13 protein-coding genes and 1 pseudogene are annotated in these 15,152 nt (G+C 38.7%); 4 read left to right on the forward strand and 10 right to left on the reverse strand.

Translation table 11 applies throughout. From position 1 onward, the window contains the following. Positions 1-14: 14 nt before the first annotated feature. The 5 genes from F895_RS12115 to F895_RS12095 are packed head-to-tail and all read right to left on the reverse strand — an operon-like array spanning position 15 to position 5,925. The gene (locus F895_RS12115) at positions 15-1,421 is read right to left on the reverse strand and encodes a hypothetical protein (RefSeq protein ID WP_005240280.1); all 1,407 of its coding nucleotides are present in this window, start codon (positions 1,419-1,421) and stop codon (positions 15-17) included. Next, on the reverse strand, positions 1,418-2,500 hold the full coding sequence (locus F895_RS12110; protein WP_005240281.1) for a TniQ family protein: 1,083 nt from the start codon (positions 2,498-2,500) through the stop codon (positions 1,418-1,420). The genes F895_RS12115 and F895_RS12110 overlap by 4 nt, the downstream gene beginning before the upstream one ends. Next, positions 2,497-3,381 (reverse strand): TniB family NTP-binding protein, encoded by an 885-nt coding sequence (locus tag F895_RS12105; protein WP_005240283.1) that lies wholly within the window; start codon positions 3,379-3,381, stop codon positions 2,497-2,499. The genes F895_RS12110 and F895_RS12105 overlap by 4 nt, the downstream gene beginning before the upstream one ends. Next, positions 3,378-5,288: a Mu transposase C-terminal domain-containing protein gene (locus F895_RS12100; RefSeq protein WP_005240285.1), complete on the reverse strand. Its 1,911-nt coding sequence runs from the start codon at positions 5,286-5,288 to the stop codon at positions 3,378-3,380. Before F895_RS12100 ends, F895_RS12105 begins: the two co-directional genes overlap by 4 nt. Next, on the reverse strand, positions 5,278-5,925 hold the full coding sequence (locus F895_RS12095; RefSeq protein ID WP_005240287.1) for a TnsA endonuclease N-terminal domain-containing protein: 648 nt from the start codon (positions 5,923-5,925) through the stop codon (positions 5,278-5,280). Before F895_RS12095 ends, F895_RS12100 begins: the two co-directional genes overlap by 11 nt. A gap of 172 nt (positions 5,926-6,097) precedes the next feature. Here F895_RS12095 and F895_RS12090 point away from each other — a divergent pair. Further along, a pseudogene (locus F895_RS12090) lies at positions 6,098-6,748 on the forward strand (ATP-binding protein); the annotation flags it as partial. 41 nt (positions 6,749-6,789) lie between these two features. Here the strand turns inward: F895_RS12090 and F895_RS12085 are convergent. Continuing rightward, positions 6,790-7,578: a TorF family putative porin gene (locus F895_RS12085; protein ID WP_005240292.1), complete on the reverse strand. Its 789-nt coding sequence runs from the start codon at positions 7,576-7,578 to the stop codon at positions 6,790-6,792. A 382-nt stretch (positions 7,579-7,960) separates the two neighbouring features. Between F895_RS12085 and F895_RS12080 the strand changes: the two genes are divergently transcribed. Further along, the gene (locus tag F895_RS12080; protein ID WP_005240293.1) at positions 7,961-8,725 is read left to right on the forward strand and encodes a sulfite exporter TauE/SafE family protein; all 765 of its coding nucleotides are present in this window, start codon (positions 7,961-7,963) and stop codon (positions 8,723-8,725) included. 108 nt (positions 8,726-8,833) lie between these two features. Here the strand turns inward: F895_RS12080 and F895_RS12075 are convergent, their stop codons facing one another. After that, complete coding sequence (locus tag F895_RS12075) at positions 8,834-9,646, reverse strand: TorF family putative porin (RefSeq protein ID WP_005240296.1); 813 nt, start codon at positions 9,644-9,646, stop codon at positions 8,834-8,836. A gap of 740 nt (positions 9,647-10,386) precedes the next feature. Here F895_RS12075 and F895_RS12070 point away from each other — a divergent pair. Then, complete coding sequence (locus tag F895_RS12070) at positions 10,387-11,661, forward strand: OprD family outer membrane porin (protein WP_005240298.1); 1,275 nt, start codon at positions 10,387-10,389, stop codon at positions 11,659-11,661. 98 nt (positions 11,662-11,759) lie between these two features. Here F895_RS12070 and ppa read toward each other — a convergent pair whose 3' ends face one another. Continuing rightward, positions 11,760-12,287 carry an inorganic diphosphatase gene (ppa, locus tag F895_RS12065; protein WP_004656389.1) on the reverse strand — a complete coding sequence of 176 codons (528 nt, stop codon included), beginning with the start codon at positions 12,285-12,287 and terminating at the stop codon, positions 11,760-11,762. A 115-nt stretch (positions 12,288-12,402) separates the two neighbouring features. Continuing rightward, the gene (locus F895_RS12060; RefSeq protein ID WP_005240301.1) at positions 12,403-12,801 is read right to left on the reverse strand and encodes an MAPEG family protein; all 399 of its coding nucleotides are present in this window, start codon (positions 12,799-12,801) and stop codon (positions 12,403-12,405) included. A 150-nt stretch (positions 12,802-12,951) separates the two neighbouring features. Between F895_RS12060 and F895_RS12055 the strand changes: the two genes are divergently transcribed. Continuing rightward, complete coding sequence (locus F895_RS12055) at positions 12,952-13,344, forward strand: hypothetical protein (protein ID WP_005240303.1); 393 nt, start codon at positions 12,952-12,954, stop codon at positions 13,342-13,344. Between the two features lie 48 nt (positions 13,345-13,392). On the opposite strand, the gene F895_RS12050 is transcribed toward F895_RS12055, so the two are convergent. Next, on the reverse strand, positions 13,393-15,072 hold the full coding sequence (locus F895_RS12050; RefSeq protein ID WP_005240304.1) for a long-chain-fatty-acid--CoA ligase: 1,680 nt from the start codon (positions 15,070-15,072) through the stop codon (positions 13,393-13,395). Between the last annotated feature and the right edge of the window lie 80 nt (positions 15,073-15,152).

Genomic DNA, 15,152 nt, shown 5'->3' on the forward strand with positions numbered 1-15,152 from the left:
TTAGGCTTAACTTTCTAAGGAATACCTCTCTCCAAAAAAGGTAGTACATAGTCTTTCCCATCTTGGAATACAACATATTGACCGTGTTTAATTTCAAATTTACTTGAAGTCCTATAAGTACAGCCATGAAAATATTTCATAGAAACCATAATCCAATCAATAACATATATTGGTTTAGATTCTTCTCTACTTTTAATAAGGAATGCGATTATCTCATTTTCCAAATTTTTCTTTTTCCTTTGTTGAACCTGAATCCTTTCTTCTTCACTATGATTACACACTAGATGTTTACCATACTTTCTGTTCAGATAGTTGATAAACCCTGTTAGAGCTGCTTTTTGACCTGATTTCTCTGACAAATAGTGACTAATTTCTGACTGAGTTGGTATCTGGTGCGTTCTTAGCAATAAACCAACAGCAGGTTGTAGAGCTAATCTTACTGATTTCAATGTAGTTCTGCCTGCATGAAGTTTTGCCATAAGCTCAGACTGATAACCTTGTAATAGTTCATAGATAATAGGTTGGTCAGCAATCTTGGCAAACAAAGCATCTATCCTACAGCCTTCAGCTAAATCCGTTTTTTTAGAATCCTGAAAGTTTTCTTGATAAAGGATATGTAGCCATTGTTTCACTTTAAGGTATTTTCTCAATCCTTTCGGTTTAAAGTGCTGAAGTATCAACTCATATGAAGGCAGCTTGTTCCAGAATCGAGTAACTTCCACAAAGAAAGGCACATAAAGCTCAATAGTCATCACAGCTTTATTACTACCAACATCCTGTAATAGCCATTCAGAGAACTTAATAAAAGCGACTCTTACCTGTTCAGCAGAAATAGTAAATTTTAGTAGATGGACTCTTTGCTTGAACCGCTTTAACCAACCACAGGAGTCACAGGTGCTTCCCATACCCGCAGGCATCTGTATTCCACAGACTTTACAGTCGATCAATCCAACTTCATGACATTTCTTACAAATCCTGACATGTTCAGTTTCTATTAAAAGGCGATTCTTACGGCATTGTGAACAATTTTCATAACCCTTCTCTTGTCGATAACATTTAGGGCAGATTGAAAGACCAGTGCCATTCTTTTCAGTTTTGGTTAATTTTGTGGACATTGCACCACAGTATCCACAAGGCTTTTTCTGCCTGAAATATGGGCTGCATGAATTACATACAGGTCCATACACTGTAATCTTTCCTATTTTATATTCTTGCTTACCACATCGAATGCAAGGCTTGTTATTATGGCAAGTTTCACAAATTAGTTTTTCCTCTTTATAATGAATTCGTTTTTTCTCACCACATGATGAGCATACACAAAGCTTGAACATACGAACATAACAACTATGGCAATATCCCTCACCTTTATAAATACGGTGATATTTAGCAACTGATTTACCACACTGACTACAATCTTTCACGAGGCAATAATCCTATGCACTTTACGTTGCAATCTTGCCCATTTTCGCATGACGATTTTCTCGGAAACGGGGTCATCTTTGCACTGACGTTTTGAGTAGTTCTTACTCTGTCGCTCTAAGCCATTCACTAAGGGAAATAAAGTCTGGGGCAGTTTATCCTGTGAGACAACATTCAAAATCGCATTCGCAGAAAGAGAGTGCGACTGAGCAATGTCTATGAGCTTTTCCAAAGGTTGTTGCAATAAGATATAGCAATCCCTCAACAAGCCGTGTCTCTCCGCAATCGGAAGCCATTCAAATGTTCCTACAGTCTTGGGTAAAACCAGTGTCTCTAGAGATACGCCCAAATCAGCAAAAATATTGGCAAAACGACCATTTTTATGTGCAGCAGCTTTTCTTAATAACAGAACGAATACCTTTGCCACAGCAAACCATTCGGCTACTAATAAGAAATTAGTGCCACAGTTTATATTGCCTTGTTGAATTGCAGCTTGGGCAGCTTTCTGGAATGCTGAATTTGCTTTAATACCTTGACTGTTACGAAGATCAAATCCGCAGTGATGACATATACATAATACGTGCTCCAAACCTTGCAATTTGTGTGGTAAGAAATAAAATCCACATTCAGGACAAGAATCTTGTAATGATATCTGATGCTTAATACAGACTGTTGCCCATGCCATTCTCCATTCCTTGCGTAGATAAGGTATCCCCTCAGCAAAACAATGTGGGCAATACTGTTGTCCTACTGACTTCTTACGATTTCTAATGCCTTGACACAATATCCATGACCAAATCGCACTCTCAGCATGGAATTCATGAACACATTTTTTTGCCAAATGGATAAGTAGCATTTGATCGAGCACATCAATTTGCAATCCTGTTGCCTTAGACAATGCCAATAAATGCTCATGTGCTAAATTACGTTCAAAATCTATTGTCCAAATTCTGTACTTATCCCAAATACGCCACGACAAAACCATAGGATCGCACCCTTGATACAAGGCTGTACGGACCAACCAAGAACTCAAGGTCTCATCATCAATTAAATGTGGTGAGCGTAAGAGGGAGCGTTTCATACTCGTCCCTTTATAGTAGAACGGAAATCCTGCTGTGCATTGATCAAATCAAGATCAATGATTTCTGAACCATTACGTATTGCCTTAATGGCACACTTTGCCAATAGATTACTGATATTTCCGAGATTTCCATCAGACTTGTAATAAATGGCTTGTGCTATTTTAGGGTCATGCAGATTAGATTTATGCTTAAGTGGCAGGATCTGTTCAAACGAAACCAGCATACGTTGAAAATCAGAATCTAACGGCCAAACAGGGAGTTCCGCCACGTCAAACCGACTAGCAAATTGTTTATCAGTAAATAAAATATTTACTGCATTTTCAGTTCCAACCCCAATAATTGGTATTCGTAGTTCATTACATAGTCTTTTAAGGGCATTCATCATCTCACGTTGTTTACGTGCCGTTCCTGTAAACATTGAGTGAAACTCATCAATTATCAGCATTTTCACACTATAAGTACGCATTAAATGCAAAGCCTGCGTATACAGAATTTCAGTGGAAGCTGTTTGACGATATGGTGCGACCAATTTCTCTAAAATAGAGATATACAATGCTTTTTCATTTGCGGTACTAGGAGCTTCGATCAAAATAATAGGGATGACCAATTCCAAATCTTCTGTCTCATAGGGTTCTTTATACTTCTCATAAAAATGCTGAACCAAAGTAGTTTTGCCATTATTTGATTCACCCACAATCATTAAATTGGGCATTCTAGGTCTCTTGGGAAAATTAAATAAGTCTTCCAAATTTTGTAAAATATCCTTAGCAGCCTGATAGCCAATCCAACGAGCTGTATTGATAAATTCAATTCTTTCATCATCAGATAAAACCACAATGTGCTGAAATTTTGGATGAATATGTGAGAATTTATGCATCATTGAATATCCTCAAATGGTTGAATGAAATCAGTATCTAATAATCCGTCTACTTTAATTGGGGCTTCATTTTCAGGGCGCTTTTGTTTTTCAATCGGTTGAACTGGCGTAACATTTTTTTGATGAATTTTGCTTCGTTGTCTCATACGTCTCATTTTTTTAGTTTGGGCCGCAGCATTATCAACAATCTTTTCCATTTCAATGAGTGTTTCAATGATTTGATGTTCGTTGTAGTCCTTGAGGCCACGTTCTTTTAACCGTTTTTTACTCGCACGTAACTGCCATAGACTAGTGGATGGCAAGTTCTGATTAGCTACAGGAATCGGAATATAGTTTTTCGTATCAGGATTTAAGAAATAAATAATGGAAATATCACGGGGATCTCTACGGAAGATATACTTACGTGCCTTACCATCCTCTCCCCGTAACCCAATATAAGGGGCAAGTATAAAATCAAAATATCGAACCCCATCCCAAGTTACACCTGTATTCTGGATAGTACGCTCTTCAAATGGCATAAAATCCAACATCACAGTTTTAGGATTAGCAGGTACATGTGGCAACCCACAACCTATCTCATAATCAGTCCCATAAATTCCATCACGCCATTTACTGGTAGGTGACATATTCAAAGTAGAGTGAATCTCTTTATGATAGACACTAACAATTTGTTTCAGTATCCATGCTTCAGCTTCATCAAATGTGAGACAGGCGTATTTTTCAGAATCATATTCTTTTCTTTCTTGAATATTAGAAAAGGTTGTACCTTTTAATTTATGAGTCTCTTTCATAAAAGTTCCAACCAGTCGCTCAATATGCCCACCATAATTAGGCACTTTAACTGGTCTAAACTCTAAATTGATGTCATATTCCAAACACGCCCTTCTCAAAGTTTCTGTGCGAAAATCTGGTCCATTATCTACATGAATCTTTTTAGGAATCCCCCATACTTTCCATTCACCAGTTATCTCTTTTGCTGCCAACCATTCCTCTTTTGGTAAAACAGCATGTGCTATACACATAGCAACTGCAATTTCGGATGGTGCATCAAGAGATAAGTAATAACCAAGGATCATCCGGCTATACACATCAATCGCAAAAGTAACCCAAGGTCTTCCTATCGGCTGTCTATTCAAATCATCAACCAGTATTAAATCTACTGGTGTATGATCTATTTGAATAACATCAAGTGGATACAATACATTTGGAAACATACCTGCTTTTGGGGCGAACTTATCTTTGGCTTTTTTAGGCTGTCCACGACCATATAAAACATCTTTAGCTGATAAACTTAATATGCGTTTACGAATAGAGTTTTTCGTAGGTCTTGTAAGATTTCTTTGACTACAGACAATTTTAATCTGATTAAATATCTCATGTTGAGATAATCTCTGAGGAGATAAATAATATTCCTGAATAACATCATGAATAATTTTGTCTTGTTCAAATGTTAAACGTGAATTGCCTTCTCGCCACCCTCGTTGTTTTGGTATTAAAGAGCTTACAGAACGTGTTGCCTTATATACTCCAAACCATCTATATAGGGTTGCTCGCCCAATACCCTTATTTTTTGCATATTCATCAATTTCTTTTCGCCCCGAAATCTCTCCATTCAATAGAGGCAAAATCAGGTTATATCTACGTTCAGCTTCTTTCCAGTCATCAGGCTCAATACTATTTAAGTCTGGATAGCTCACCTGTAGGGAATTATTTGATTTTGATAAAGAAAGGATGGGCAAAACCATTAGCCTACCAGTCTCACTACACTGACATTCAATATATGAGAAATCAATCTGCCGTTTAATTTTATAGTTCTTACCACTGGGTATATGAATAACCGATGCCCCAACAGAAAAATCTACTTGTTCCCGGTTCAGAGGAATCATACTTTCTTTGGAATTATCTTCCATACTGACTTACCTCAATCATTGAATCCTTGTTTAGGGGTAAGGACAAGTCTGTCACCAATATTTTCTTAGCCAGAAGTTGCCATAACAATTGAGATTGCCTAGCATGTTGCGCCACAGGAAATTGAACTAAATAATCTGCAACTGAAATCATTCCTGAATTTTCAATAAAGTCATAAGCTTTCTGGATTTCCTGCTCATTAAAAGCAGTTCTTTTAAAGCTATGTAGAATTTTAATATTGTCTAATTCTTGCCCACGAATTCTTGACTCATCATAGATATGGAATAAAAAGTTCCGTTTCTTTGCCCATCGAGCGGCTGCTTTCCATTTTGTACGCCAAATTCGCCAATTCTCTCGCCACTCACTTTCTGGTTTTACTTCAACCAACATCCCGCTTTTGGTGCAATTTTGGAATAGTACTAAATAATCTGGATGGTATTTATAGTTGCCCCCATTCAGTGCAAAAGGAATTGAAACTGGTTGTGAAATTATTTCAATCACATTGTCATCAAATTCATGAAGCATAACAAAGTCACGTTCTAAAGATGATTCATAAGGAATGGAAGCTTTGTTTCTAAAAGAGTAATATCCCGAAACACTACGTTTGGTTGGGCCAATTTTTCTAACAGATTTATACATTGTGATCTACCTTCTTATTTATACAATATTAGATGATGTCTCATCTATTTATGGTGTTTTTCAACACTGTCTCACTTATTTATGGTATTTTTGTCTCATTTATTTACGAATTATAGTCTAAAAATGGGGCTTTCAGCCTAATTTTGTCTCATTTATTTCTGATTATCACAGAGGCTCACAACCCAAACCAGGTGAAATCACCTTGGCGCATTTGGGTGTTCTATTCTTGGATGAATTACCCGAGTTTGACCGTAAAGTTCTGGAAGTGCTACGCCAGCCGCTCGAATCCAAAGAGATCGTGATTTCACGGGCAGCACGACAAACGACTTTTCCTGCAAACTTTCAATTTATTGCTGCAATGAATCCTTGCCCTTGTGGCTATGCCTTTAATCAGGATAGTCGCTGCCAATGTTCGCCAGACAGTATTCAACGTTATCAAAACCGAATTTCAGGTCCTTTATTGGATCGTATTGATTTACATATTGATGTACCGCCTTTACAGGCACAAGAATTACAGAATCGCGCGCCAACTGAAAACTCAGCCACAGTACGGCAGCGTGTGATTAACGCCTATGAAAAACAGCTGCAACGCCAGCAATGTTTAAATCAGGCACTTTCACCGAAGCGATTAGAACAACATGCTCTATTGGATGACAGTTCGAGTAAGATTCTTGAAATGGCTCAGCAACGTTTGAATCTGTCTGCACGTGCTTACCACCGGATATTAAGAGTTGCGCGAACCATTGCGGATCTAGCTGAAAATGAAGTGATCAATAGCAGCCACATTAGCGAAGCACTGTCTTATCGTGGACATCAAAGCTAAAAAAGTGGCCTTAAGGCCGCTTTTTTTTAGGTCAGCTAAAGTCAGAAGGCATAACCGAGTGCTAAAACCACTTTGTTCTTTTGTTTGGTTTCATCACGGGTGTAGCCTCCAAAAATATAATCCAGCCCCCATGTGGCGCCTGTATTGCCCAATGGGTGAGACAAACCTAGGGTTGCGTGGCGGAAGGCAAAATCCGTTTTGGTCACATCCCCTGCTTTGGCTTGATAAGCCAGATATTCATCATCATCGCCATAATAATAAGCAGCAACTTGTACTTTACCGGTAAAGCCACCGGCGAGTTTTGGTGTATAAGTCGCGAGGAAATAGGTATCACCTTTATTTCCGAAACTCACATTATTCAATAAAGTCTGTGCCGTTACGCTAAAGTCCTTATAACTCAACCCCAAAATAGTTTCATAACCTGTCGACTCCCAACCGGGGTAATAGTAATAAATCGTTCCGCCAATTTGATAACCCAGATCTTCGGTAATTTTGCCTTTATAACCTGCATAGAAATCATTTTCGAAAGATTTTTTCTCTTCCTTCACATCGGTTGGTGAGGTATTAAAATCAGCATAGGCAGCGGTTAAAGTCGAAAACCAATAGCCCAAATAAAACCCACTGTCATGCGTATAGTCCAGTCCCCCTTGGACCGCTGGCGTATCACTTTCTGGCGAGTTGGTCATGCCGCGTAAATTGTAACTTGAGACCACATTCACATTACCCGTAACGGTCCCTGGAAATGGGAGTTTATTCTCCTCCGCCCAACTCCATGCTGAGGTTGCAGTCATCACACCCAATAACGTAGCCTTGCTTGCAAATTTCATCATATTGATCTCCCCCTATATTTAGATACTCAATTGATTTTTAAGCTTTAAATTGCAGCAGAGTCTACTTAGCAATTGCTATGCCAAACTCAAAAATAAAAATAATTCAATATAAAACAAATGGTTAATATAAACTCAAACAATCAAACCCGCCTTCAGCTCAACCCAGTTTCAATCTTGCAATAGAACTGGGCGCGCCATACGCCTGATAGCGCATAAAAAGCACCGTTTTAGTCAGATGAAAAATCTTATCAATATAAATAATCACTTTAGGTTTGCATAAAAAATCAACAGAATAAGAAAAAATAATGTTTCATTATCGAGTTAGATTCATAGGTGAAGCCCTTTACAAATCACTTAGCACCTCACAGATGGGTTAATGATAATGATCGATGAAACCGTCCTGCTGACTTTAGGATTCTTTGCCTTCTGTGGTGGTCTGATTGACGCCGCAGTAGGAGGTGGCGGTTTAGTCCAAATTCCTGCGCTATTGCATGCCTTACCTCAACACAGCATTGCAACCGTATTGGGCACAAATAAGCTGGCGGTTTGGGCCGGAACCGCATCTTCCATTTTTAGATATGTGAATAAAATTAAATTTGTCTGGAAGCTTCTGATTCCAACGATGCTTGCTGCATTTATATTTGCCTTTGTCGGTGCAATGACGACTGCCTATATTCCAAAACAATTGATGAGCTATGTTGTTTTCTGCTTACTGATCATGATGGCCATTTATACTTTTTTAAAAAAAGATTTAGGCGCACAAAGTACTTATGTGAAATGTGGTTACAAAGACATCGCGCTTGGCGTTGTTTTTGGAGGGTTGATTGGATTCTATGATGGTATTTTTGGCCCAGGTAGTGGCAGCTTCCTTCTTTTTCTCTTTGTCAAAGTTTTTGGTTTTGATTTTCTCAACGCATCTGCATCAGCAAAGGTTGTTAACCTTGGTACCTTTAGCTCAGCACTTTTATTTTTTATTCCAACAGGTCATGTGCTATGGGAAATCGGCTTAATCATCGCCTTATGTAATGTGATTGGTTCTTTAGTTGGTGTATTCCTAGCACTCCGATATGGCAGTCAATTTATTCGCTTGTTTTTTCTGATTCTGCTCATTTTTCTGATTGCTCGCATGGGATGTTCAATATTTTAACCCTACCTCAAACGTTTATACTGCCATATCATAGTCTTTCTGCTTCTGAAAAAACCTGATCTCAAATCATAAAAGCCAGCAGGTTTGCTGGCTTTTATCTTAATGTAATCAGAAGCTTTTGCTTAAGCTAAATAAAACACCTGTGTCATAAGGTTTTTTCTGCCCGTCGGTCATGCCTGACTTACTGATATTAGTTCCAACCACATCGACCTCAGCCAAAATCCCAAGGAAATTATAATTTACGCCCAATTTATAATCGACATAATTATCATCCTTGCCAGGCCCACCAGCAACAACACTTAAAGCATCGGTATTCTTCAATTTATTGTAACCCACCGATGCAAGACCCGTTAAGCCTGTATCAGCAATCGGAGCTGAATATCCTAAATTAAAATACCAGAAATCATCACTTCGGCCCCAGTAATCCGGTGAATAGTTCACTCCTACACTCAGTGCATCACCAGCAAAAATAGTTTCTGGGAAGGTTAATTTTCCGAACACTTCAGTAAAGGCCAAACCCTTTTTACCATTATAACTATTTGTATAATTTGACTTAGATCCAATATAACCATAATGAGTCACACCAACGTCATACACTGGCTTAATTTTATCTGTCAAAGCAAAGCTATTGGTGAATCCCAAGGTCGCATCAGTTTCAGTGGAAACACCAGAGATACCGAAGTCAACACTGGAACCCCAAAGAGCTAAATAAGCGCCTGAAGTATGTGAAAATGTAAAACCACCTTGAATGGCCGGGTTATTTGAAGATTGCGTCACACCACGGAAACGATAGTCCGTTGTAGCAGCAACATTCCCTGAGGCTGTTACCCCATAAAATGAAGGTTTATCTTCCGCCATAGCAAAAGTCGAAGTCACAGCACAAACACTCAACGCGATCGCTTTACATGCAAATTTCATCATATTGATCTCCCCCATGATGGATATTCGACTGAATTCATGTTTTAAATTGCATCGAAGAGTAATTAGCAATTGCTGTGCCAACTTAGGAAAATCTGCGTTAAATCTTATTTCAGTTTGGCAAAAGTACTGATTTTTTGCTTTATTTGCCTCAAAACTGGTCTTTCATAAAAAAATCATATTTTTTTGAACTATTTAAAAGCATATAAAAAAACAAGGCTATTTTATGCACAAAAACAATGCATCAAGTGAATGTTCAGAAACGCTAATCATGCTTAAAACAACAGCACCTCACTGGGAAATTTAACTGTGTTCCACAACAGTGCGTCTACAAAAAGCTTAAACAGGTATGAACAAAGTAAACTTTAGATTGGTCAGTCACTGTCATTCGTCGGGATGTCATTTTTTGCAAATTCATCTGAATATTTTTTAAACAAAGAAAAAATAACTCTTTCAATAAAAAGAAAAAATATAACAATAAATCACATATTTCAACCAGAATAAATTTAAAAATAATTTGTATATTTCACATCCAAAATAAATCAATTTATTATTTAAAATCAAAATATTAAATTAATTATGATTGTTTTTTAAACACAGAACAAATCATAAAATTGTATAAGTATTTTATTTAATAATAATTAAATTATTTTAATAAAAATCTATCTTTTTTATGCATAACTTATACAATTGGTCAAAATTTCGGTCTTACCCCAAATTTATTTTATTTAATGAGGCGAGCTATGCCAAAGGCAAAGAAACTTACTTTAGCGGTTTTGATTAATGCCGCGTTAATTACCTCAACATATGCAAGCGAACAAAGCGAAGCAAAAGGACTTGTTGAAGATGCCAAAGGGGATATTTTATTCCGTACTGGTTATTTAAGCCGCGACAAAAAGAATGGTGTCAAAGACACGAGTTCATATGCTCAAACAGCAATGGTAAAACTAGAAACAGGCTTTACCCAAGGTCTAGTTGGCTTTGGCGCGGGTGTGATCGGCGATGGCTCATTTAAACTGGGCTCAAACAACAATTCTGGTAACGGTATGATCCCGAAACGTCCAGATGGTTCAGCCTATGATCACTGGGCACGTGGTGGCGGTTTTGTTAAAGCGCGTATCTCAAATACAACCGTAACCTACGGTACCCAAGTGTTAGACCTTCCAGTTCTAGCAAGTAATACTACACGCTTGGTTCCTGAATACTTTGAAGGTGTTTTGGCAACCAGCCGTGAAATTGATGGCTTAGAATTAACTGCTGGTAAATTCACCAAAGACCAGTACTCTGATCAAATCAATCGCGATGGCCGACATCTTGATAGCGCTGTAGTTTGGGGCGCAAAATATAAATTCGATGACAATTTAAGTACGTCTTATTTTGGTATGGATAGCAAAGACAAACTCAAACGTCATTATGTCAATGCCAACTACAAACAACCTTTAGATAAAGATAGCGCGCTTACTTATGACTTAAGTGCTTACCATACCAAGTGGGATAAAGAAGCAAGCACGTATTCAAGCACGACTGATGACTTATCTAATCGTAAAAATACCATTTGGGCTCTGTCTACCACGTATAACACTGGGCCTCACAGCGTAATGTTGGCTTACCAACAAAACAATGGCAATACTGGTTATGACTATGGTGAGAATGCCGATGGCGCTCAAAGTATCTACTTGCCAAACTCTTATCTGTCTGACTTCATTGGTAACAGTGAAAAATCGGCGCAATTGCAATACAACATCGACTTTGGTGGCTATGGTGTTCCAGGCTTAAGCTGGACTACAGCTTATGTCTATGGTTGGGATATCAAAGTTAAGAATTTGACTGATAATGCACATGAACGCGAATTCTTTAACCAAGTGAAATATACTGTGCAATCTGGTTTTGCCAAAGATGCAAGTTTGCGTTTACGTCATTCATATTATCGTGCAAGCGATGACTACCAAACAAATGCCTACATTGGAGATACCAATGAATGGCGTATCTGGCTTGATATTCCTGTGAAATTATTCTAATTCACAGTTCATCAAGTTAAAAAAACCTCCATTCAAATGAATGGAGGTTTTTTATGACCAGCAACTAAACAAAAAGCAGCTGATCACGCCGACCAAAATTACTTTTTAGCCGCTTCAATCGCTTTAAGCACTTCAGCTTTCGCCACATCAGCACCTTCCCAGCCACTGATTTTTACCCACTTACCAGGCTCTAAATCTTTATAGTGAGCAAAGAAATGCTCCACTTGGCTGATCAATAACGGTGGAAGATCCGTATATTCTTGAACGTCTTTATAAAGTGGAGATAATTTTTCGTGTGGAACCGCGATCAATTTCGCATCAATACCACCATCATCTTCCATTTTCAATTTACCCACTGGGCGGCAACGAATCACAGAACCCGCAGCAACAGGATGTGGGGTTACAACAAGTACGTCTAATGGGTCACCATCTTCTGACAATGTATTTGGCACATAACCGTAGTTTGCTGGGTAGAACATTGCTGTACCCATGAAACGGTCTACAAATAATGCATCTGAATCTTTATCAATTTCATATTTGATTGGCGCTGCATTTGCAGGAATTTCAATGATGACATAGATGTCGTTTGGTGCGTCTTTACCCGCAGGAATATTGCTATAGCTCATATCAACACTCGTTTATATTGTGAAGTCAGATTTAAATCGGACAGATTATAACGTGAATACAATGAAAATGATGCTAGATATACGCCGAGCTGGCGAATTTTATCGCCAGCCACGACTAAGTCATTTTGATTGTGATCACAAACAGTAAAATTGGACAAAGTAGAGAGAAAAACCAGATGATGGAGCGTAAAGTTGCAAGATTAGCTAAATAACAAATCCCATAAATCACGCGAAATACGATATAGGCCCAGCCTAAGGTAAAAATAAATCGCTCTGGTACCACCATGTACTCAGCCATCAAAATGGCAGCAATAAATAACGGTAGACTTTCAAAGCTATTTTGCTGCACCGCATTTGCCCGTGCAGATAATCCCGTTGTTTTGGCTAAAAATTCACGCGGATTTTGATTATCTTTTGCCTGAAAACCACCTTTTGATTTCGCAATCAAGGTAAATACATACGGCAACAAACATGCGACTATAATCATCAATATAATGCCGCTAATACCTTGCATGCTGAGATCCATCATTTGAAGTTCTTCTGATCATGCTATCATAATCTATAATTTATTGAACTTTCATTTGTGCTTGTTCAACAAGCGTTTCTTTTACACAGGATGTTTGTGTAAAAGTTGTGTTTTTTCATACAGTTTTAAGGTCAAGCTATGCGACAACCCGATCAAAAAGAAATGTTTGATGTGCTCGCACAACAACGACAACATCAGCTTTTAGTTGATCGTGTCTTGAAAGTCGTGCTTCCAATCATGGCATTTCTGCTCAGTGTGATTTGTGCCAATCTCAATTGGCAGTCAACTTTGGGGACCTTTGTGATCCTAAGCATTGCCTTTTATGCAGTTGGTATTTATCGCTTAACACTGTGGCATTGGCTCGCAGTCATTGCGCTGTATGCGGTTGCTGATAATTATTTTAGTTTTAATGGTATTGATGCCACCCGATTACGTTTTCAATTGGCCACAATGATGGTATTTGTCGGCATTGTCGGGATCGGACGTCCTTATATCGATCGCTGGCTCATGAAGTCAAATGGTACTAAATAAATCCAAATAAAAAAACGCCGCGATTGCGGCGTTTTTTCAGCGATGTACTTAAGCTGGTTTACGTAAATCTTTACGTAAGATTTTACCGACGTTTGATTTCGGTAACTCTTCCATAAACTCAACATAACGTGGGCACTTATAACCCGTTAAGTTTTGTTTTGCATAAGCAATGATTTCTTCAGTCGTTAATGATGGATCTTTCTTCACAATGAAGAGTTTCGGCACTTCACCTGATTTTTCATCAGGCACGCCAATCGCAGCCACTTCCAATACTTTTGGATGTTTGGCAATGACTTCTTCAATTTCACTTGGATAAACGTTAAAACCAGACACCAAGATCATGTCTTTCTTACGGTCAACAATCTTCACATAACCACGCGAATCCATCACACCGATATCACCCGTACGGAAGAAGTTATCAGCGGTCATCACTTTCGCGGTTTCGTCTGGACGGTTCCAATAGCCTTTCATGACTTGTGGACCACGAATCGAAATTTCACCTTGTTCGCCGAGTGCAACTTCGTTACCGTCGTCATCTAAAATCGCCACTTCAGTCAATGGCAATGGAATACCGATCGTGCCACTAAATTCAGTGCTTGCAGGTGGGTTTGCCGTTGCAACAGGAGACGTTTCAGACAAGCCATAACCTTCGATAATGGTTGTGCCTGTGATCTTTTTCCAAGCTGCTGCAGTTGATGGCAATACTGCCATACCACCGCCCATCGCCATCTTCAGATTGCTATGATCAAGCTGTTTGAATTCTTCGTTATTCACCAAAGCATTGAATAAAGTATTTACTGCTGGGAAGAATGAAGGTTGATATTTACGTAATTCACCAACCACTGCTGGTAGATCACGTGGATTTGGAATCAAGATATTGGCTTGACCTTTGTACATACCGTAAAGCGCGCACACCATAAATGCAAAGATATGATAGAGCGGCAATGCACAAACGATACGGTCACCCTTCGCGCTATCAGAACTACCAAACTTACTTGAGAAGATCGCTTCGCACTGAAGCAAGTTCGCCACAAGGTTTCGATGGGTCAATTCAGCCCCTTTCGACACACCAGTGGTACCACCTGTGTATTGCAATACTGCTGTATCGCTTAAAGTGAGGCTTGGACGTTTGTAGTTACTTGGATTGGCTTTATTTAATGCGGCATTGAATTTGGTATGGCCTGGGATATTCCATGCTGGAATCTGTTTACGTACTTTACGCAACACAAAGTTGACCAATGTGCCTTTCAATGCGCCCAGCATATCACCCACTGAAGCCACCACGACATGCTTCACAGGGGTCTTACCAAGAATGCTTTGATAAACACTGGCAAAGTTTTCAATAATGACCAAGGCTTCTGCACCAGAGTCATTCAATTGATGCTCAAGCTCACGCGCTGTATACAATGGGTTCACGTTAACAAGGACTAAACCTGCACGGAATACCCCTAAAGCAACCACTGGATATTGAAAAACGTTCGGCATCATCACCGCAACACGAGCGCCTTTGGCTAAACCCAGCGTTTGTAAATAGGTTGCAAATTGACGACTAGCGACTTCTAATTCATTAAACGTTAAAACTTTATCCATGAAGATAAAGGCATCACGTGAACCAAATTTTTGGAAATTGCGTTCAAAAATATCAACAAGTGAGGTGTTTTCAGCAGGCAGTTCAACTGTTTCTGGAATTCCTGTCTTTTGGTATTCAGCAAACCAAATCTTTTCCATAATGCCATTATCTCCGAGTGGTAATCCTTAAAAATGTAACAACGTTACGTCCATGACAAAACATTTTTTTTAACTTTTTG

The sequence above is a fragment of the Acinetobacter sp. CIP 64.2 genome, assembly GCF_000369645.1.
In the GTDB taxonomy this organism is placed as follows: domain Bacteria; phylum Pseudomonadota; class Gammaproteobacteria; order Pseudomonadales; family Moraxellaceae; genus Acinetobacter.